Below are 17,605 nucleotides of genomic sequence, written 5' to 3'. Positions count from 1 at the left end.
CGGGTATTCAGTCCCTGAATGCCCCGTCACGCTGTCTCAGTCAGACTTCGGCGCTGGTTGCTCATAGCGCGCATTGAATGCCTGGACAAACCCGTTGCGCAGGATCTGCAAGAACGCCTCGAAGGCACTGACATCCTGTTTGCGCACACTGCCGCTGAGCTCCACCCGGGTAGCGAACTGGTTTTTCGGCTGGTTCTTCAGCACCGTCTCGGTCGCCCCCACCAAGGCCTCCCACACCGAGCGGAAGAAGCCCTTGTCTTTTTCCTCGACGTCCTGTTGCCAGTCGAACACGTCGACATCACGCAGCAGCGGTTTTATATAGCCGTTCAGCCGGCCGTTTTCTGCCTGGGCCTCGATGACCACGTCACCGTGCCCGGCATTGAAGTCGAATTTGCCGTAGGCGCTGGCAAAGTCATTCAGTTTGCGCAGCTCGATGCCGGTGGCGCGAAGCCTGAATTCGAAGTCGTCGAAATCACTGAAAGGGTCGAAGGTGGCACGGCTTTCTACGTTCGCATCCCCCGCGATGAGCGCCGTGCCTTCGAAACTTGCGTCGCGACGGCCTTTCTGGTCGCGCACGTTGGTCAGGTTGCGGATGCTGGCGTTCAACCGGGTGGCCTTGAGGTCGACCGGTGGCTTGGAATTGAAGTTGCGGAACGTCAGCACGCCCTTGTCGATACGCACTTCGTTGAGGGTGATGGGCAGGAGTTTTTCCAGCTGCTGGCGCCAGTCGGTACCTTGGCCGGTCTGCGACGCCTGTTTGCTACCACCGTCGACAAAATTCAGCTCGGGATGCACGAAGGTCACCTCCGCCACCACTGCCTTGTCGTACCACAACGCATGCCAGCTCACCGAGAGGTCGATCAGTGGGGCGTCGAGAAACGGTACGGGCACCTTGCCGGTGGTCTTGACGATTTTCAGCCCGTTTATCTGATAGGCACCGCGCCACCAGGCCAGGTCCACATCGGCTACCTGGCCGCGGTAGTCTCCCATGTCGGCCAGCTTGTCGTTGAGGTAGTCGCGCACCAGGTAGGGCAGGGCCAGGTGCAGCGCCACCAGCAGCACGATCAGGCTGGCCAGGCCGACCAGCGGCCAGCGATAGCGGGCTTTCATGAGGCTGTCTCCAAGGCGGGATGTGCGGTTGACCGCAACGTGCCGGGCTGAGTTCGAACAGGCTTTACGGGCCACCGCCGCAGGCTTACCCTTGAGGCATTTCCCTGCTTTTTCATGCCAAGGACCCCTGCCATGAGCCGTATCTTTGCAGACAACGCCCACTCCATCGGTAACACGCCGCTGGTGCAGATCAATCGCATCGCCCCGCGCGGCGTGACCATCCTGGCCAAGATCGAAGGGCGCAACCCCGGGTACTCGGTCAAATGCCGCATTGGCGCGAACATGGTCTGGGACGCCGAAAGCAGCGGCAAGCTCAAACCGGGCATGACCATCGTCGAGCCCACCTCGGGCAACACCGGTATCGGCCTGGCCTTCGTCGCCGCCGCCCGCGGCTACAAGCTGATGCTGACCATGCCCGCCTCGATGAGCCTGGAGCGCCGCAAGGTGCTGAAGGCACTGGGCGCCGAGCTGGTATTGACCGATCCGGCCAAGGGCATGAAGGGCGCCATCGAGAAGGCCAACGAAATCGTCGCCTCCGACCCGGAGCAGTACTTCCTGCCGGGCCAGTTCGAAAACCCGGCCAACCCGGCCATTCACGAGAAAACCACCGGCCCTGAGATCTGGAACGACACGGACGGCGCCATCGACGTGCTGGTGGCGGGTGTGGGCACTGGCGGCACCATCACCGGCGTGTCGCGTTACATCAAACATACCCAGGGCAAGGCCATCCTGTCGGTGGCAGTGGAGCCCGTGGCATCGCCGCTGATCAGCCAGACCCTGGCCGGCGAAGAACTCAAGCCCAGCCCGCACAAAATCCAGGGCATCGGCGCCGGCTTCGTGCCGAAAAACCTCGACCTGTCGATCGTCGACCAAGTGGTGACGGTGACCGACGAAGAGTCCAAGGCCATGGCGATTCGCCTGATGCAGGAAGAGGGCATCCTTTGTGGTATTTCCTGCGGTGCGGCAATGGCGGCAGCGGTGCGCCTGGCCGAAAAACCGGAAATGCAGGGTAAGACCATCGTCGTAATCCTGCCCGATTCGGGCGAGCGATACTTGTCGAGCATGCTGTTCAGCGACATGTTCAGCGAGCAGGAAAACCAGCAGTAATCGGCCTTCCCGCTGATCCGGCGCAACAATCGGCGGCCTGGTTTATTGCAAAATCTTCATGAATGCGATCCCGCCCGGGTTGTTTTTACCGCGGCGGGATCGGTTTATGATGGCAGGATGATTTTCTGGAGAGCAGGCAGCGCAGCCCTGGCTCTTCCCCAAGGAGTGAAAGCATGACCTTTTCCTTTGCAGCCAAGGCGGGTGTCTTGCTGGTGTTTTTCGGCAGCGTGCTGTTCGTGCACCTGCGCGGCAAGGCCCGCCTGCCGGTGTTGCGCCAGTTCGTCAACCATTCGGCGCTGTTCGCCCCCTATAACGCGTTGATGTACCTGTTTTCCGGCGTGCCGTCCAAGCCCTACCTGGATCGCCAGCGCTTCCCGGAGCTGGACGTGTTGAAGGACAACTGGCAGGAAATTCGCGAAGAGGCCATGCGCCTGTTCGACGAAGGCTATATCCGTGCCGCTGAGAAAGATAACGACGCAGGCTTCGGTTCGTTCTTCAAGAAAGGCTGGAAGCGCTTTTACCTGAAGTGGTACGACAAACCCCTGCCTTCGGCGCAAACCCTGTGCCCGCGCACTGTCGAGCTGGTCAGCAGCATCCCCAATGTCAAGGGCGCAATGTTTGCCCTGCTGCCCGGCGGCAGCCACCTGAACCCGCACCGCGACCCGTTCGCAGGCTCGCTGCGTTATCACCTGGGGCTGTCCACGCCCAACTCCGACGCATGCCGCATCTACGTGGACGGTGAGCAGTACGCCTGGCGTGATGGCGAAGACGTGATGTTCGACGAAACCTACGTGCACTGGGTCAAGAACGAAACCGACGTAACCCGCGTGATCCTGTTCTGTGACATCGAGCGCCCGCTGAGTAGCCCGCTGATGACGCGCATCAACCGTAAGGTCAGTGCCTTCCTCGGCCGCGCCACCGCGCCGCAGAACACCGACGACGAGCGCGTGGGCGGGATCAACCAGGCGTACGCCTGGAGCAAGCGCTTCAGCAACAGGATCAGCAGCCATGTGAAGCAGTTCAAGCGCGCCAACCCCAAGGCTTACCGCGTGCTGCGGCCGGTACTGGCGGTGGTGGTGGCGTATCTGTTGTATCGCTGGTTGTTCTGAGTTTTTCTGCGTTAACCGGCCCCTTTGCGGGGCAAGCCCGCTGCCACCGGTGCGCCTCATCCTTCAAGGACGAGGGTGCGCTTGTGGCAGCGGGCTTGTGCCGCGAAGAATCACTCGCTATATTCCAGAACATTCACTTTCTCAAAGACCGCGTTCATGCCAGCCATCCCTTCCACCAAACGCTTTGCCATCGCGCCAGTCGCGGGCTTGGTCGTGCGTGGTAGCCAGCAGCCGGTCATGATCTGTCACTCCCCACCACCTGTCAGTGGCGTCGTAGGCGGCGTAGCTCCGCCTCATTGCGTGGTTGTGCTGGGCTGATCGGCTTCGTGCCGCAACCCTTCGCACGCGCAACGTACTGAACACGGTCGGCTACTGCTCACGTTGAAGCGCACGCCGTCCGTTTGGCTTATCTGCCTACTATCAGGTGGCAATTCATGTCTGTCTTTACCAAAACGTCCGTGGCCTCGGCGGCCACTACCTGCCTGTTCGTCCTGCTGTGGAGCAGCGGGGCGATCGTCTCCAAGCTCGGCCTGGCGCATGCCAGCCCGTTTGCCTTTCTGCTGTTGCGCTCGGCGCTGGCCCTGGCCGGCCTGTTGCTGATCGGCCCGTTGCTAGGGCTGCGCTGGCCGCGTACTCGCGGGAGCATTCTGCGCGCCCTGGGTACCGGTTGTGTGCTGCTCGGTGCCTATCAGATCTTCTATCTGTTGGCGCTTGATACCCATGTCACCCCCGGCGTCATGGCCACGGTGATGGGGGTACAACCGATCCTCACCGTGGTGCTGATGGAACGCCAGCGCTCCTGGAGCCGTTTGTTCGGCCTGGGTTTGGGGTTGGGTGGCTTGATCATGGTGGTCTACCAGGGCATCAACCTGGGCGGGGTATCGCTGGCGGGCATGCTGTTCGCCCTGCTGGCGTTGGTCAGCATGACCTTTGGCTCGATCCTGCAGAAGCGCATTACCGACAACCCCATGGGCACGCTGCCGCTGCAGTACCTGGCCGGCTTTGCCATGTGCGCGCTGTTCGCACCTCTGCAACCGCTTCATGTCGAGTGGACCGGCAGCTTCGTCGGTGCGCTGCTGTGGATGGGCCTGGTGGTCTCGCTGCTGGCAACCTTGCTGCTGTACCGGCTGATCGCCAAGGGCAACCTGGTCAATGTCACCAGCCTGTTCTACCTGGTGCCGGCAGTGACTGCGGTAATGGACTTGCTGATCTTCGGTAACCGCCTGGCACCGCTCAGCCTGTTGGGCATGGGGCTGATCGTGGTAGGGCTGCTGTTCGTGTTTCGCAAGCCTGCCGCGCGCCTGGCCGAGGCGTAGGCCCTAGCGGAATTCTTCGGGGATGGCGTGGCGCAACACGCCTTCCTCGAAGTCCAGCAAGCCGGCTTCGCGCTGGGTGAGCAGGTAGTAGAGCAGGGTATCGAGCGAGCGTTGCGGCGGGACCTCGACCGCCAACATCTTCACTGCCTGCTCGGTTTCACAGGCGCAGCCGAAATCCAGCAATGCTGCGCGCACCTGGTCGAGGGTTTCCGGTGGTTTGACGACCACCCGGAACACCGAGCTGCCGCTGCTGTGGCGCAGCGCTGCGAACCAGGTTTCGCCTGCTTCCTCGCGGGTGTCGATCACGTCGCCCGGGGCGATGCCATAGACATGGAAGGGTATGTTGTCGATGGCGTAGCCGCCTTCCACGGCCTTGGCCCACAGGCCCTCGACCGAGGCCGGTGGGTAGCCGTTCTCGTCCTGTTCCAGGCGGAACAGGACCTTTTTGTACGCGCTGTTCATGCCGTACTCCGCTTCAGCTGCGCGCCGGGCGCAGCACCAGCCACAAGGCCAGGCCAATCAGCAGGCCGCCGTATAGGTGCGCCATCGACAACGGCTCATTCAGCAGCCATGCCCCCCACAATACGCCGAATACCGGGATCAGGAACGTTACGGTGCTGGCTTTTACCGGGCCGATTTCCTCGAGCAGGCGGAAGTACAGGATGTAGGCAAAGGCGGTGCACAGCAAACCCAGCCCCAGCAACGACAACCACACCTCCCAGCCCCCCCAGCTGGCGGGCGGTTGGGTGAGTGCGCTCCAGCCGAACAGCGGGGTCAGCATGAGCGTTGCGCCGAGCATGCTGCCCAGCGCGGAAAGACGGCTGTCCAGGCCACTGATCCAGCGGCGGGCGAGGAACCCGGCAAAGCCGTAGCAGGTGGTGGCCGCCAGGCAGGCGAGGGCGCCTTGCAGCAGGGCCATGTCCAGTGCCACCGGGCCGGCGCCGCTGAGGATGCCGACGCCGAACAGGCCAAGGAAGATGCCGCAGAGTTTGGCCAGGGTCATTGGCTCGCGGAAGAACAGTACGCCGACCAGCACACCCATCAGCGGAGTGGTGGCGTTGAAGATCGCTGAATAGCCGGCCGGCAGCACCTGGGCCGCCACCGAGTAGAAGGTGGCGGGGATGCCGGAGTTGATCATGCCCAGCACCAGGCACGCACCGAGCTTGCCCTGGAAGTCCCAGCGCACGCGGGCGGCGGCCAGAAGCACGATCAGGCCCAGGCAGGCGATCGAAACCCGGAAGAACGCGGTCGGCACCGTGCCCAGTTCGGGGGCGATGATGCGCATGAACAGGAAACTCGCTCCCCAGACGGCGGCAAGGGTCAGCAGGCGGGCTAGGGCGATGGGGCTCACAACGGTCTCCGGAGGTAAGGCAGGGGCGCGAGTGTACGCCACGGGGCGGGGGGATTCTTGTGCTTTCTTGCTGTGTAATTCCTCTTGGGCTGCGGGGCTCTGGGCAAGGCAGCTGCAACTACAGCTCGGGCCTTCAATGGCCGTAACCCATGAACCCAAGGGCGGCTAAGCTCTGTACTCAATCCCAGCTCCGAGGCCCCACGCATGTCCCAGCCCTGGCCCGCTGTCGAAATCGCCCGGATGATCCTCGCCGGCTTCGACGACTACCGCGATCATTTCCAGCGCATCACCCTGGGTGCTCGCCAGCGCTTCGAGCAGGCGCGCTGGCAGGATATTCAGCAGGCCGCCGCCGCCCGCATCAATCTCTACGAAGAGAAAGTCGCCGAAGTCAATGGCTGGCTGCGCCAGGCCTTTGCCGCAGAGGTGTTGCTGGACGTGGAACAGTGGCCGCTGGTGAAAAACGCCTATATCCACCTGATTGACCCCCGCCTGGACGACGAGCTGGCAGAGACCTGGTACAACTCGCTGTTTTGCAGCCTGTTCAGCCATGACCTGATCAGCGACGGCTGCATGTTCATCCACACGACCCGGCCTTCCATGCGCGGCCGCGAGCGCGCGGCGCAAACCCGTACCTATCGGCTTGACGGCAGTCTCAGGAACTTGCTGCGCGCGGTGTTCGCCGATTACCCGTTCGACATGCCGTATGGCGACCTGGAAGGCGACCTGGCGCGGCTGGAAGAACAACTGCGCGAATGCCTGCCCGACTGGGTGTGCAAGGACCCGGCGCTGGCCGTGGAGCTGTTTGTACCCGTGCTTTACCGCAACAAGGGGGCCTATCTGGTCGGCCGCCTGTACAACAGCGATGAGCAGTGGCCGTTGGTGATTCCCTTGTTGCACCGCGAGGGCCACGGTATCGAAGCCGATGCACTGATCACCGACGAGGCCGAGGTGTCGATCATCTTTTCGTTTACCCGCTCTTACTTCATGGCCGATGTCCCGGTGCCCGCCGAGTTCGTCAATTTCCTCAAGCGCATCCTGCCGGGCAAGCACATTGCCGAGCTATACACCTCGATCGGGTTCTACAAGCAGGGCAAGTCGGAGTTCTACCGCGCGCTGATCAACCACCTGGCCAGCAGTGATGACCGCTTTGTCATGGCGCCAGGGGTGCGGGGCATGGTCATGAGCGTGTTCACCTTGCCCGGCTTCAATACGGTGTTCAAGATCATCAAGGACCGCTTCTCGCCATCGAAAACCGTGGACCGCGCCACGGTGATCGACAAGTACCGGCTGGTGAAGAGCGTCGACCGGGTGGGGCGTATGGCCGACACCCAGGAGTTTGCCGATTTTCGCTTTCCGCGCAGCAAGTTCGAGCCGGATTGCCTGGCCGAGTTGCTGGAGGTGGCACCGTCGACGGTGGCGCTGGAGGGCGACACGGTGCTGATCCGCCACTGTTGGACCGAGCGGCGCATGACGCCGTTGAACCTGTACCTGGAGCATGCCACCGAGGGCCAGGTGCTGGAGGCGCTGGAGGACTACGGCCTGGCCATCAAGCAGCTGGCGGCGGCGAACATCTTCCCCGGCGACATGTTGCTGAAGAACTTTGGTGTGACCCGTCATGGCCGGGTAGTGTTTTACGACTATGACGAAATCAGCTTCCTGACCGAGGTGAATTTCCGCCACATTCCGCCACCGCGTTACCCGGAGGACGAAATGTCGGGCGAGCCGTGGTACTCGATCGGGCCGCATGATGTGTTCCCCGAAGAGTTTCCGCCGTTTCTGTTTGCCGATATGGGCCAGCGGCGGTTGTTCAGCCGCTTGCATGGGGAACTGTATGACGCGGATTACTGGAAGGGGCTGCAGGCGGCGATACGTGAGGGGAAAGTGATCGATGTGTTTCCGTATCGGCGCAAGGCCCGGTGAATCAGGTCGAACAGACCTGTCACGCCTTCAAACACTTCATCTCGCTCAAATGGGTACGCACCTTGCTCAGCCGTTCCTGCAGGAACCGCCGCTGTTGCGGGGTGCTTTGCCGCACCAGGTCCACCAGCAGGCTGCGCGCCTGTCGCTCGGTATTCTGATACGCCGCCCGGTACTCGGGTGTCCACAAACTCTCCTTGCGCTGCAACAAGGTCGCCAGGCGCGGCTCGAAGCTGGAGTCGTTGCGCTGGTTCATCGCCAACAGCAGTTGCTGTTGCCAGTGGGCACGGTTGGCGATCCATTCACGGTTCTGGTCACCCAGCGCTTGAGACCAGGTCTGGATGCGTTGCTTCTGTACCGCCGTCAACTCGCCAAACCATGGCGTCAGGCGTTTTTCCATGCGCTCGCTACGGCGGGCCATCTGCTTCGGCAATGGCGTATCCACATACTGCTTTTGCCGCTCACTGATGTCATCGCGGAAGGCTTCACGCATCTGCGCTACCTGGTCGTCGCTCATGCCGCGCAGCAGTTCGGTGGCCGAAGGGGTGATTTCCTCGGCCACCCGACCAATTGCCTCACGGACCTCCCGGGTGCTTTGCTGCAGGGCCTGGTCGGTGACCTGGTCGTCGGCGACCAGGTCACGTAGCCGGTCGAGCCAGTCGAGGTAGCCGGGCAGTTGAGTCTTGCAATGCCAGGCCAGGTGCTCGCGCAACCGATCGTCCAGCAGCGCCCTTTGCTCGCGGTTCATGTCCAGGTAGTCGCTCAGCGACCACGGCACCAGGCGGTCGAGGTTGCGATAGGCCAGGTCGATGCGGCTGCAGGCGGCCAAGGCCAGGGCGAAGCCGATGGCGATAAGCAGGGCTTTGGGCAGGCGTAGCGGCATGTGCTGTTCCTTCCTCAGGCTGGCCAGAAGGTAGATGCAAGTGCGGCCTGGCGGTTCCACTGCATGAGTGGTCGGGCCATGTGGTGGCTTCAGGTGTAGAATAGCCGCCTTGTCTTGAGGATCATCGGAAATGGCTCTGCTTGGGCGTTATAACAGTTTGCAAATCGTGAAACACGTGGACTTCGGTCTGTACCTGGACGGCGGCGCCGATGGCGAAATCCTGCTGCCCGGGCGCTACATCCCGAAAAACGCCGAGACCGAGGTCGATGACTGGTTGAACGTGTTCATCTACCTGGACAGCGAAGACCAGCTGATCGCCACCACCGAGAAGCCCAAGGTGCAGGTTGGCGAGTTCGCCAGCCTGAAGGTCAAGGACATCAACGGTGCCGGTATCTTCCTGGACTGGGGCCTGTCCAAGGACTTGCTGATGCCGTACTCGGAAGAGGCTCGGCCGCTGAAGATCGGTGATTACTGCGTGGTGCACGTGTACCTCGACAAGCGCACCCGCCGGATCACTGCCACGTCGCGCCTGGACCGCTACCTCGATGTCACCCCGGCCGACTACAAGGTTGGCCAGCCGGTCGAGCTGCTGGTGGCCGGCGAAACGCCGATGGGTTTCAAGGCCATCATCAACAACCGCCACTGGGGCCTGATCCACAAGAACGAGGTGTTCAAGTTCTTGCGCTCGGGCATGCACGAGAAGGGTTTCATCAAGGAAGTGCGCCAGGACGGCAAGCTTTCACTGAGCCTGCAGCCGGTAGGCGCCGCCCTGGCGGACACCCTGCAAGAGCAGATCATGGCGCGCCTGGAAGCCGAAGGCGGGGTGTTGGGGGTGTGCGACAAGAGTGACCCTGCGTTGATCAGCAAGCTGTTCAACGTCAGCAAGGGCAACTTCAAGAAGGCCATTGGCGGGTTGTTCAAGCAGGGCCTGATCGTCATCCATGACGATCGCATCGAGAAAGCCTGACGGCCTTACGCCTGTACGAAGTTGCGGAAGTCCAGCTGCTCGCCACCCGGACGGGTGTCGCGCAGCAGCGAGTCACGGTCGGCGCTGAGGGCCAGGCTGATGGTGGAGCGGCGCTTGCCGGGCTTGCGCACTTCCATTTGCTCCAGGTGAGCCTTGAGGAAATTGGTGGGCACCTTCAGGTGCTGCAGTTCATCGCTTTCTGGCGTGTGCAGCAGCAGGTTGACCCAGTCGGCCTGGCCCTTGCCCAGCAGTGCCACTGGCACTTCGAACCACCACAGGTTGCGTTTGTTGTCCAGGATGGCGAACAGGGTATTGCTGCTGGTCAGCACCGGCCGGGCCAGTGCTTCGTTGCGCCGGGCGATGGCGGCGGGTTTGTCGAGTTTCATGCAGGTTCCTGCGAGTTGACGCTATGAAGGCCTGCATTGTGAGGGGTGGCACGGGGCGGGGCAAGGTTTGTGACTTGCGGTGCCTGTGCCGGCCTCTTCGTGGGCTTGGGCGGTATTCGCCTGCCGTTTTACCGTTCGGCTTCTGGCCGGAAAATCCGTTGAAACTCCTGGCCCAGGCGTTGGGTCAACCTACTGTCGACACGGTTCACGTGTCTCCATTTGCAGGAGTTTTGCCATGAGCGGTACTAAAGACAAAGCGAAAGGCTTGGCCAACGAAGCGATCGGCAACGTGAAACAGGGTGTTGGCAAGGTGACCGACAACGACAAGCTGCGGGCCGAAGGCAAGGCGCAGGAGCTTAAAGGCGAGGCGCAACAGATCAAGGGCAATGTGAAGGATGCGGTGAAGAAGCCTTGACTTGAGGTGAGGCGGCCTGTGCCGGCCTCTGGCGGATAAACCCGCGTAGAGGCCGGCACTATTCGTAAGCAAATTCTTCAATCACGGCCGGGAGCAGCACAGCACGGGCACGGTCTATTAGACTTGCCTGTGTAACGATCAAGCGGCGAAAGGAGACGCTATGATTTTCCCCGACCTGCGCGGCTTGCCCCTGCACCGCGTGCTGGTTCGCACCGTCAAGGAATTCCTCGACGACGAGATGTCCACCTATGCCTCAGCGCTGGCCTACCAGGCGCTGTTCTCGCTATTCCCCTTCCTGTTGTTCCTGATTGCCCTGATCGGTTTCCTGCACTTGCCGGACTTTTTCTCCTGGCTGCGTCTGCAATCGGAACTGGTGTTACCGCCCCAGGCGCTGGAGCAGGTGAACCCGGTGATCGACCAGTTGCAACAATCCAAGGGCGGGCTGCTGTCGGTGGGTATCGTGATCGCCCTGTGGACCGCCTCCGCCGGCGTGCGCCTGATGATGAGCGCCATGAACGCCGCTTACGATGTGCCCGAAGGGCGCCCGGTGTGGAAGCGTATCCCGCTTTCCATTTTCTACACCGTGGGCCTGGCTGGCATGCTGCTGGCGGCCGCAGCGCTGATGGTGCTGGGCCCGCAGGTGATGGAATGGATAGCCGCCCAGATCGGCATGCAGGAGTTCATCGTCACACTGTGGACCATCCTGCGCTGGCCGGTGATCATCATTCTGCTGATGGTGGCAGTGGCCCTGATCTATTACGTGATGCCTGATGTGAAACAGCAGTTTCGCTTCATCACCCCGGGCTCGGTGCTGGCGGTTGTGGTGTGGATCGTGGCCTCACTGGGCTTTGCCTACTACGTGAAGACCTTTGCCGACTACAACGCCATGTACGGCAGCATTGGTGCAATCATCGTGCTGTTGCTGTATTTCTATATTTCGGCTGCCGTGCTGCTGCTCGGCGCCGAAATGAATGCGGTGATCGAGCACATGTCAGCCGAAGGCAAGAACCCGGGCGAGAAAGACTTCGACGGGGAAAAGCCCAAGGAAACCTTGACTGTACTGGGTCACGAGCACCCGAACCCGAGCAAGCCTCATAGCGTCGAGCCGAACCCCTGATGATCCGTGACATTCTCAAGATGGGCGACGAACGCCTGCTGCGCATCGCTCCGCCAGTGCCCGAGCACATGCTTGGCAGTGCCGAACTGCAGCAACTGATCGACGACATGTTCGAAACCATGCGTCACGTAGGCGGTGTGGGCCTGGCCGCCCCGCAGATCGGCATCGACCTGCAGTTGGTGATCTTCGGCTTCGAGCGCAGCGAGCGATACCCCGATGCCGAGGCGGTGCCGCAGACCATTCTGCTGAATCCGGTCATCACCCCGACCTCAAGCGAGATCGAGGACGGCTGGGAAGGTTGTCTGTCGGTGCCTGGCTTGCGCGGCGTGGTGCCGCGCTTCAAGCATATCGGCTACCAGGGCATCGACCCCCAGGGCAACCCGATCAACCGCTTTGCCGATGGCTTCCATGCGCGGGTGGTGCAGCACGAGTGCGACCACCTGATCGGCCGGCTATACCCCTCGCGCATCCAGGACTTTGCCAGGTTCGGCTACACCGAGGTGCTGTTCCCTGGGCTTGAGGTCAGCGACGACTGACCTCGCTGCAGGGCTACCAGGCGTTTGTTGCGCTGATAGCGAAGCAGGCGGCTGGCCAGGGCTTCTGGCAGCTGTTGGGCCAGGTCGAAACCCAGGCGCTGGTAGAAGGGCGTCAGGTCGGGATGACAGAACAGCCAGACGGGCCCGTCAACCTGCGCCAGTGCTGCCTCGATCAACTGCGCGGCCACCCCTTGGTTGCGTCGCTGCGGGGCGACGAACAGGCCCGTCAGCCAGAATCCCTCACCCACCGCACTCAGGCTCAGCCCGGCGATGATGCCAGGGGCCCGTGCTACCCACAGTTCGGCGTCACTTGCGGCGCGCATGCGTGAGCTGTGCTGGCGGTAGAAGTGGTCCAGCAAACGGCGTTCTGTGTCCGAAAGCGTCGAACAGGACAATTTTTCAGAAATGGTGAGTCCTACCCTGAAACGTGGCCAGAGGCTCTGGCCTGATGATTTGCGGCCACTTTGTCGCAGATTGTTGCAAAACCGGCAAGGGTGAATATCCGACTCCGGGGTTCAACTATTACTGGCCGGGAGTAGAATTTTCTTCATCCCCCCTGGCAGTACGAAGCGGGATCGGTACTTCGTGCCATCTAGACCCTAGATGACAACTTCTCCGCGCCGGATACGGCAATAGAAGTCAATCGATCAGCTTGAACGCTCTAAAGGCAAAACCACATGAAACCATTACTGATTCTTGCATTGGTCGGTATGTCCTCGTTCGCCCTCGCCGATGAGGCCAAACCCGTCTCCAGCGAGCCTGTGGCTCAGCAGTACGACTACTCGATGAACCTGGACATCAAGCGGGTGATCAACCTGTCGACCATCCCCAATGTCTGCGAAGTGGTACCTGCGACCATGACCTATGAAGACCATCAGGGCCAGGTGCACACCATCCAGTACCGTGCCATGGGAGAAGGTTGCCAGCAGGGTTGACTGGCGGTGCCCGCCACAGGGGCTGAAAACGCTGTGGCGGGCACTTGCTGGCCCCGATCCGATCTCCCAGGTGCTCCGCCAATACAGAATAATGTCCCCGCCTGTCGAATCCTCCGCTTCCCGTTCGACCATAGCTGAAGGCACGCGTCACACACCGTGCCCCCTATGATCTGTCGGAGGTACCCCCGATGAGCACCGCAGCCGAATCCGAAATCCGCCAATTGATCGAGCGCTGGATGCAAGCCGTGCGCGATCGCGACATCCCGGGCATCATCGCCCCCTATGCCGACGATATCGTCGCCTTCGATGCCATCCAGGCTCTGCAATTCAAAGGCAAGTCCGCCTACACGGCGCACTGGGAAATGTGCATGGGCATGTGCACCGGCCCCATGGTGTTCGAACTTGCCCAACTTACCGTGTACGCCGCTGGCGATCTGGCCCTGGCCCATTGGCTGAACCGCTGCGGCCCGGGCGACGACGAAAGCCAGTGCGGCTTCATGCGCGCCACGGTGGGCTATCGTCGTCAAGGCGGCCAGTGGCAGGTCATCCACGAACACTGGTCGGCGCCTTTCGACATGGAAACGCAAAAGGCCCTGTTCGATCTCAAGCCCTGAGCCTTTATCGCCAAACGCACTTTGCCAATGCCTTGGAGGCGACCATGAAATACCTGTGCCTGGTCTATTGTGACGAGGGGCTGTTGCACAGCCTGCCCGACAGCCCGGCTGACGCTGAATGCATGGCCTACACCGAAGCCATTCACGGTTCCGGGCGCATGCTGGCGGCCGAGGCGCTGAAGCCGGTGCAGACGGCCACCACGGTGCGTATGCGTAACGGGCGCATGAGCCTGACCGACGGCCCGTTCGCCGAAACCAAGGAGCAACTGGCGGGCTTTTACCTGGTGGAGGCCCGCGACCTAAACGAAGCGCTGAATATCGCCAAGGGCATCCCTGCTGCGCGGGTCGGCAGTGTCGAGGTGCGACCGGTGCGCGAGCTGCAACCCTGACAGCCAAGGAGAACCATTAGCATGAGCCTTGCCCCCATTGCCCAGGCGCAACACGAGTTGTCCATCAACCGCCTGATCGACGCCCCACCGGCCAAGGTATTTCGCGCCTGGACCGAACCCCAGTGGCTGATGCAGTGGTGGGGGCCGCGCGGCATGACCACCCCGGAGTGTGAGATGCAGTTGTGGGCCGGTGGCCTGTTTCGCACCCTGATGCGCGCGCCGGATGGCAGCGAGTACCCGAACCAGGGCGTTTTCCTGGAAATTGCCGCGCCACGCCGGCTGGTGTTCACCGATGCCTTCGGCCCCGGTTGGGTGCCGTCGGACAAGGCCTTCATGACCGCCGTGATCAGCTTTGACGAGGAACAGGGCAAAACCCGCTACACCGCCCGTGCCTGGCACTGGAATGCCACCGACTGCCGTGCCCATGAAGAAATGGGCTTCCACCAAGGCTGGGGAGAAAGCCTGGACCGCCTGGTGGAGGTGGTGACCCAGCGGATGCCCGACTGATGGCAGCACTGGCCCAGGTGAGCGCCGAAGTCGAGGCCGTGTACCGGCAGGAGTCGCGGCGCATACTGGCGACACTGATCCGCTTGCTGGGTGATTTTGACCTGGCCGAGGAGGCCATGCATGACGCCTTCTTCATTGCAGTGGAGCGCTGGCAACGCGACGGTATCCCCGCCAACCCGCGAGCGTGGCTGGTCTCTGTCGGGCGCTTCAAGGCCATCGACGCGCTGCGCCGGCGCGTCCGCTTCGACCGCTCCCAGGCGGACTTGAGCATGCTGCTGGATGGTCAGGCGCAGGACCCCAGTGAAGAAGAACTGCTGGCGGATGACCGCCTGCGGCTGATCTTCACCTGTTGCCATCCGGCCCTGTCGGCCGACGCTCAGGTGCCATTGACGCTTCGCGAAGTCTGCGACCTGACCACCGAGCAGATCGCCCGCGCCTTTCTGCAAAGCCCGACAACCATCGCCCAGCGGATCGTGCGTGCCAAGGCCAAGATCCGTGACGCGGGCATACCGTACCAGGTACCCGAGCTCAATGAGCTGCCCGAGCGCCTGGAAAGCGTGTTGCGGGTGATCTACCTGGTGTTCAATGAGGGCTATTCGGCGTCATCGGGCGAAACACTGCTGCAGCAGGAACTGAGCGATGAAGCCATTCGCCTGGCGCGGTTGCTGGTGCAGTTGCTGCCCGACCCGGAGGCGGTCGGCCTGCTGGCGTTGATGCTGCTGCAGGCGTCCCGGCAGCGGGCGCGCATCGATGGCCAAGGCGATTTGGTGGTTCTGGAGCAGCAGGACCGTAGCTTGTGGGACCGGCAGTTTATTGCCGAAGGCTGTGCTCTGGTGCGCCAAGCCCTGCAGAGCCGTGCGTTCGGTGCCTATACCGTCCAGGCGGCGATTGCTGCCGTGCATGCCGAAGCGGCGACGGCTGAAGAGACGGACTGGGGAGAGATCGTCGGCCTGTATGACGTGTTGCAGCGGTATTGGCCGTCAGCGGTGGTGGCGCTGAACCGGGCGGTGGCGCTGGCGAAGCGGGATGGGCCGGAGGTTGGCCTGCGGGAAGTCGAAGGGATCCTGGCGCGGGGGGAGTTGCTGGACTATCACCTGGCACATGCGGCGCGCGCCGAGTTGCATTGCCAGCTGGGGCAGGTAGAAGAGGCGCGAGCGGCCTGGCAGCAGGCGCTGGCCTTGACCCGACAGGCGCCTGAGCGGCGGCATATCGAGCGGCGTTTGCAGGCTATCGAATGATGTGGGGGGGCCGGCTCTGTGCGGGCCAGCCCATATCCCACAGGATGCCCGCTAAATCAACGAATTAGCGGGTTACCCAGGAGAGCAGCCTTGAAGTAGGTGCTGGCTGCATCACACTTCAGCTCGCCACAAAATTCGGCGGCGACACCAGCTCGACGGTCTGCTGCTTGCGCGGCGCCAGGATCTCGGCTTCACCCGCGACCACCAGCTCGTCGTTCTGGTTGTAGACGTTGGTGGCGATGCGCACCTTGAACTTGGGCAGCTTCTCGAGGATTTCCAGGCGCACGGTCAGGGTGTCGCCAATTTTCACCGGCTTCTGGAAGCTCATCTGCTGGCCCAGGTAGATGGTGCCAGGGCCAGGCAGTGTGCAGGCCACTGCCGCACTGATCAGCGCGCCGCTGAACATGCCATGGGCAATACGTTCGCGGAACATGCTCTTGGCGGCGAACTCGGCATCCAGGTGAACCGGGTTGTGGTCACCGGACATCGCAGCGAACAGTTGGATGTCGCGTTCTTCAACGGACTTCTTGTACTCGGCCTTCTGGCCGACTTCGAGGGCTTCGTAAGGCGTGTTGGTGACCTGGGACATCGATGCTTCCTTAAGCGTTGGGCGAGGGCGGCTATCATTCACTGCGCGCAGGGCGGCCAAGGGCCAGCGCCTGTTCAAGCCAGCCGAGAATATCGGCGATGACCTCGCCACGGTTGGTTTCGTTGAGTACTTCATGCCGCGCCTCAGGATAGACGCGCAGCTGTACATGTCGGTTGCCGGTCGCGCGCAGGGCGTCGGCCAGATGGGTGAGACGCTTGCCGGCACTGACCGGATCACATTCACCGCCGATCACCAGCATCGGCAGGTTGGGATCGATCTGCGCGAGGTTACCCGGCTGACTGATCTGCGCCAAGCCTTGCAGCAGGTCGAGCCACAACTGGTTGGTGCAGCGAAAGCCGCACAACGGGTCATTCACGTACTGATCGACCTCGCCCGGGTCGCGGCTGAGCCAGTCGAAGGCTGTGCGGTTGGGCTTGAAGGCGTTGTTGAACGAACCGAAGGACAACCATTCGATCAGTGCACTCTTGCCCAGTGGCCCCTGGCGCCAGGATTCCAGCCGGGCAATCAGCCGCGCAAAGCGGTACAGCACGGCCGGTTGGTAGTTGGAGCCGCTGAGGATAGCCCCGTGCAGGCTGCCACTGTGATGCAGCAGGTACGCCTGGGCGATATAGCTGCCCATGCTGTGGCCGAACAGGAACAGCGGCGTGCACGGGTACTGCTGGCCGATATGCTGGGCCACACATCCCAGGTCGTTGACCACGGCATTCCAGCCATGATGGCGGGCGAACAGGCCGAGGTTGCCCAGCTCGGCAGTGCGCCCGTGGCCACGCTGGTCGGCAGCGAACAGGGCAAAGCCGGCCTCGCTCAGGGCCTGGCCCAGGCGCTGGTAGCGCCCGGCATGCTCGGCCATGCCATGGGCCAGCAGCACCACGGCCTTTACCGGTTTGGCCGGCAGCCATTGGTGTACGTACAGGCTGCAGTGCTCACTGGCGGGCAGCCAGAAGGCGTCGTGGGGCATGGCGGGTCCTTGTGCGCGCAATTACCCGAACAGTGTATGCACAACCGGCCGGATTGCAGGAGGGGCACAAATAAGATTCACAATGTTAATGGCGGCACTTGGCGTATATGCCACCTTGGGTTTACCTGCTAACGTCGAAT

22 protein-coding genes are annotated in these 17,605 nt (G+C 62.2%); 13 read left to right on the top strand and 9 right to left on the bottom strand.

Annotation, left to right across the window (positions count from 1 at the left end):
- Nucleotides 1-36 precede the first annotated feature (36 nt).
- Nucleotides 37-1,110 carry a DUF748 domain-containing protein gene (locus AA098_RS20660; RefSeq protein ID WP_054888689.1) on the bottom strand — a complete coding sequence of 358 codons (1,074 nt, stop codon included), beginning with the start codon at nt 1,108-1,110 and terminating at the stop codon, nt 37-39.
- Between the two features lie 132 nt (nt 1,111-1,242).
- Between AA098_RS20660 and cysK the strand changes: the two genes are divergently transcribed.
- Nucleotides 1,243-2,217, top strand: a complete 975-nt coding sequence (gene cysK, locus AA098_RS20655) for a cysteine synthase A (RefSeq protein WP_003254654.1) — start codon at nt 1,243-1,245, stop codon at nt 2,215-2,217.
- A 173-nt stretch (nt 2,218-2,390) separates the two neighbouring features.
- A complete protein-coding gene (locus tag AA098_RS20650; protein ID WP_003254653.1) occupies nt 2,391-3,326 on the top strand; it encodes an aspartyl/asparaginyl beta-hydroxylase domain-containing protein in 936 nt (311 codons plus the stop codon).
- Nucleotides 3,327-3,436: 110 nt separating this feature from the next.
- On the opposite strand, the gene AA098_RS29915 is transcribed toward AA098_RS20650, so the two are convergent.
- On the bottom strand, nt 3,437-3,565 hold the full coding sequence (locus AA098_RS29915) for a hypothetical protein (protein WP_254913413.1): 129 nt from the start codon (nt 3,563-3,565) through the stop codon (nt 3,437-3,439).
- 195 nt (nt 3,566-3,760) lie between these two features.
- On the opposite strand from AA098_RS29915, the gene AA098_RS20645 reads away from it, so the two are divergent.
- The gene (locus AA098_RS20645) at nt 3,761-4,642 is read left to right on the top strand and encodes a DMT family transporter (protein ID WP_003254651.1); all 882 of its coding nucleotides are present in this window, start codon (nt 3,761-3,763) and stop codon (nt 4,640-4,642) included.
- 3 nt (nt 4,643-4,645) lie between these two features.
- Here AA098_RS20645 and AA098_RS20640 read toward each other — a convergent pair whose 3' ends face one another.
- Both AA098_RS20640 and AA098_RS20635 read right to left on the bottom strand, forming a co-directional pair.
- The gene (locus AA098_RS20640) at nt 4,646-5,104 is read right to left on the bottom strand and encodes a DUF4265 domain-containing protein (RefSeq protein WP_004576044.1); all 459 of its coding nucleotides are present in this window, start codon (nt 5,102-5,104) and stop codon (nt 4,646-4,648) included.
- A 13-nt stretch (nt 5,105-5,117) separates the two neighbouring features.
- Nucleotides 5,118-5,993, bottom strand: coding sequence for a DMT family transporter (locus AA098_RS20635; protein ID WP_004576045.1), 876 nt, complete (start codon nt 5,991-5,993; stop codon nt 5,118-5,120).
- Nucleotides 5,994-6,197: 204 nt separating this feature from the next.
- Here AA098_RS20635 and aceK point away from each other — a divergent pair, with 204 nt between their 5' ends.
- Nucleotides 6,198-7,913, top strand: coding sequence for a bifunctional isocitrate dehydrogenase kinase/phosphatase (gene aceK, locus AA098_RS20630; RefSeq protein ID WP_003254647.1), 1,716 nt, complete (start codon nt 6,198-6,200; stop codon nt 7,911-7,913).
- A gap of 19 nt (nt 7,914-7,932) precedes the next feature.
- Here aceK and AA098_RS20625 read toward each other — a convergent pair whose 3' ends face one another.
- Nucleotides 7,933-8,793 carry a DUF6279 family lipoprotein gene (locus tag AA098_RS20625; RefSeq protein ID WP_004576046.1) on the bottom strand — a complete coding sequence of 287 codons (861 nt, stop codon included), beginning with the start codon at nt 8,791-8,793 and terminating at the stop codon, nt 7,933-7,935.
- Between the two features lie 130 nt (nt 8,794-8,923).
- Here AA098_RS20625 and AA098_RS20620 point away from each other — a divergent pair, with 130 nt between their 5' ends.
- Complete coding sequence (locus AA098_RS20620; protein WP_003254644.1) at nt 8,924-9,760, top strand: S1 RNA-binding domain-containing protein; 837 nt, start codon at nt 8,924-8,926, stop codon at nt 9,758-9,760.
- Between the two features lie 5 nt (nt 9,761-9,765).
- On the opposite strand, the gene AA098_RS20615 is transcribed toward AA098_RS20620, so the two are convergent.
- Complete coding sequence (locus tag AA098_RS20615) at nt 9,766-10,146, bottom strand: hypothetical protein (protein ID WP_003254641.1); 381 nt, start codon at nt 10,144-10,146, stop codon at nt 9,766-9,768.
- 235 nt (nt 10,147-10,381) lie between these two features.
- Between AA098_RS20615 and AA098_RS20610 the strand changes: the two genes are divergently transcribed.
- The 3 genes from AA098_RS20610 to def all read left to right on the top strand — a co-directional run bounded on the left by AA098_RS20610 (nt 10,382) and on the right by def (nt 12,214).
- On the top strand, nt 10,382-10,561 hold the full coding sequence (locus AA098_RS20610) for a CsbD family protein (RefSeq protein ID WP_003254639.1): 180 nt from the start codon (nt 10,382-10,384) through the stop codon (nt 10,559-10,561).
- A gap of 160 nt (nt 10,562-10,721) precedes the next feature.
- The gene (locus tag AA098_RS20605; RefSeq protein ID WP_003254637.1) at nt 10,722-11,678 is read left to right on the top strand and encodes a YihY/virulence factor BrkB family protein; all 957 of its coding nucleotides are present in this window, start codon (nt 10,722-10,724) and stop codon (nt 11,676-11,678) included.
- A complete protein-coding gene (gene def / locus AA098_RS20600; RefSeq protein ID WP_003254635.1) occupies nt 11,678-12,214 on the top strand; it encodes a peptide deformylase in 537 nt (178 codons plus the stop codon). Before AA098_RS20605 ends, def begins: the two co-directional genes overlap by 1 nt.
- On the opposite strand, the gene AA098_RS20595 is transcribed toward def, so the two are convergent.
- Nucleotides 12,169-12,573, bottom strand: coding sequence for a GNAT family N-acetyltransferase (locus AA098_RS20595; protein ID WP_003254633.1), 405 nt, complete (start codon nt 12,571-12,573; stop codon nt 12,169-12,171). The genes def and AA098_RS20595 overlap by 46 nt on opposite strands.
- A 318-nt stretch (nt 12,574-12,891) precedes the next feature.
- Here AA098_RS20595 and AA098_RS20590 point away from each other — a divergent pair, with 318 nt between their 5' ends.
- The 5 genes from AA098_RS20590 (at nt 12,892) to AA098_RS20570 (ending at nt 15,897) form a co-directional block, all read left to right on the top strand.
- Nucleotides 12,892-13,149, top strand: coding sequence for a DUF2790 domain-containing protein (locus AA098_RS20590; protein WP_003254632.1), 258 nt, complete (start codon nt 12,892-12,894; stop codon nt 13,147-13,149).
- Between the two features lie 188 nt (nt 13,150-13,337).
- Nucleotides 13,338-13,763 (top strand): nuclear transport factor 2 family protein, encoded by a 426-nt coding sequence (locus AA098_RS20585; RefSeq protein WP_003254630.1) that lies wholly within the window; start codon nt 13,338-13,340, stop codon nt 13,761-13,763.
- A 44-nt stretch (nt 13,764-13,807) separates the two neighbouring features.
- Nucleotides 13,808-14,152 carry a YciI family protein gene (locus AA098_RS20580; protein ID WP_064614960.1) on the top strand — a complete coding sequence of 115 codons (345 nt, stop codon included), beginning with the start codon at nt 13,808-13,810 and terminating at the stop codon, nt 14,150-14,152.
- Nucleotides 14,153-14,173: 21 nt separating this feature from the next.
- Complete coding sequence (locus tag AA098_RS20575; protein WP_003254626.1) at nt 14,174-14,659, top strand: SRPBCC family protein; 486 nt, start codon at nt 14,174-14,176, stop codon at nt 14,657-14,659.
- Nucleotides 14,659-15,897, top strand: coding sequence for an RNA polymerase sigma factor (locus tag AA098_RS20570; protein ID WP_003254625.1), 1,239 nt, complete (start codon nt 14,659-14,661; stop codon nt 15,895-15,897). Before AA098_RS20575 ends, AA098_RS20570 begins: the two co-directional genes overlap by 1 nt.
- Before the next feature lie 118 nt (nt 15,898-16,015).
- On the opposite strand, the gene AA098_RS20565 is transcribed toward AA098_RS20570, so the two are convergent.
- Both AA098_RS20565 and AA098_RS20560 read right to left on the bottom strand, forming a co-directional pair.
- Nucleotides 16,016-16,486, bottom strand: a complete 471-nt coding sequence (locus AA098_RS20565; RefSeq protein WP_003254624.1) for a MaoC family dehydratase — start codon at nt 16,484-16,486, stop codon at nt 16,016-16,018.
- 34 nt (nt 16,487-16,520) lie between these two features.
- The gene (locus AA098_RS20560; protein WP_004576049.1) at nt 16,521-17,465 is read right to left on the bottom strand and encodes an alpha/beta hydrolase; all 945 of its coding nucleotides are present in this window, start codon (nt 17,463-17,465) and stop codon (nt 16,521-16,523) included.
- Between the last annotated feature and the right edge of the window lie 140 nt (nt 17,466-17,605).

The sequence above is a fragment of the Pseudomonas sp. JY-Q genome (genome assembly GCF_001655295.1).
Taxonomy (GTDB): domain Bacteria; phylum Pseudomonadota; class Gammaproteobacteria; order Pseudomonadales; family Pseudomonadaceae; genus Aquipseudomonas; species Aquipseudomonas alloputida.
The sequence above is the reverse complement of the archived record's forward strand: the minus strand, read 5'-3'. Positions and strand labels throughout refer to the sequence as shown.

What these genes read in the sequence shown, in the direction of transcription:
- AA098_RS20565 (WP_003254624.1), bottom strand. Translation starts at nt 16,486, where the DNA reads ATGTCCCAGGTCACCAACACGCCTTACGAAGCCCTCGAAGTCGGCCAG.
- AA098_RS20615 (WP_003254641.1), bottom strand. Translation starts at nt 10,146, where the DNA reads ATGAAACTCGACAAACCCGCCGCCATCGCCCGGCGCAACGAAGCACTG.
- AA098_RS20585 (WP_003254630.1), top strand. Translation starts at nt 13,338, where the DNA reads ATGAGCACCGCAGCCGAATCCGAAATCCGCCAATTGATCGAGCGCTGG.
- AA098_RS20610 (WP_003254639.1), top strand. Translation starts at nt 10,382, where the DNA reads ATGAGCGGTACTAAAGACAAAGCGAAAGGCTTGGCCAACGAAGCGATC.
- AA098_RS20570 (WP_003254625.1), top strand. Translation starts at nt 14,659, where the DNA reads ATGGCAGCACTGGCCCAGGTGAGCGCCGAAGTCGAGGCCGTGTACCGG.
- AA098_RS20640 (WP_004576044.1), bottom strand. Translation starts at nt 5,104, where the DNA reads ATGAACAGCGCGTACAAAAAGGTCCTGTTCCGCCTGGAACAGGACGAG.
- AA098_RS20560 (WP_004576049.1), bottom strand. Translation starts at nt 17,465, where the DNA reads ATGCCCCACGACGCCTTCTGGCTGCCCGCCAGTGAGCACTGCAGCCTG.
- AA098_RS20590 (WP_003254632.1), top strand. Translation starts at nt 12,892, where the DNA reads ATGAAACCATTACTGATTCTTGCATTGGTCGGTATGTCCTCGTTCGCC.
- AA098_RS20650 (WP_003254653.1), top strand. Translation starts at nt 2,391, where the DNA reads ATGACCTTTTCCTTTGCAGCCAAGGCGGGTGTCTTGCTGGTGTTTTTC.
- AA098_RS20575 (WP_003254626.1), top strand. Translation starts at nt 14,174, where the DNA reads ATGAGCCTTGCCCCCATTGCCCAGGCGCAACACGAGTTGTCCATCAAC.
- def (WP_003254635.1), top strand. Translation starts at nt 11,678, where the DNA reads ATGATCCGTGACATTCTCAAGATGGGCGACGAACGCCTGCTGCGCATC.
- AA098_RS29915 (WP_254913413.1), bottom strand. Translation starts at nt 3,565, where the DNA reads ATGACCGGCTGCTGGCTACCACGCACGACCAAGCCCGCGACTGGCGCG.
- AA098_RS20645 (WP_003254651.1), top strand. Translation starts at nt 3,761, where the DNA reads ATGTCTGTCTTTACCAAAACGTCCGTGGCCTCGGCGGCCACTACCTGC.
- AA098_RS20660 (WP_054888689.1), bottom strand. Translation starts at nt 1,110, where the DNA reads ATGAAAGCCCGCTATCGCTGGCCGCTGGTCGGCCTGGCCAGCCTGATC.
- aceK (WP_003254647.1), top strand. Translation starts at nt 6,198, where the DNA reads ATGTCCCAGCCCTGGCCCGCTGTCGAAATCGCCCGGATGATCCTCGCC.
- AA098_RS20625 (WP_004576046.1), bottom strand. Translation starts at nt 8,793, where the DNA reads ATGCCGCTACGCCTGCCCAAAGCCCTGCTTATCGCCATCGGCTTCGCC.
- AA098_RS20620 (WP_003254644.1), top strand. Translation starts at nt 8,924, where the DNA reads ATGGCTCTGCTTGGGCGTTATAACAGTTTGCAAATCGTGAAACACGTG.
- cysK (WP_003254654.1), top strand. Translation starts at nt 1,243, where the DNA reads ATGAGCCGTATCTTTGCAGACAACGCCCACTCCATCGGTAACACGCCG.
- AA098_RS20580 (WP_064614960.1), top strand. Translation starts at nt 13,808, where the DNA reads ATGAAATACCTGTGCCTGGTCTATTGTGACGAGGGGCTGTTGCACAGC.
- AA098_RS20605 (WP_003254637.1), top strand. Translation starts at nt 10,722, where the DNA reads ATGATTTTCCCCGACCTGCGCGGCTTGCCCCTGCACCGCGTGCTGGTT.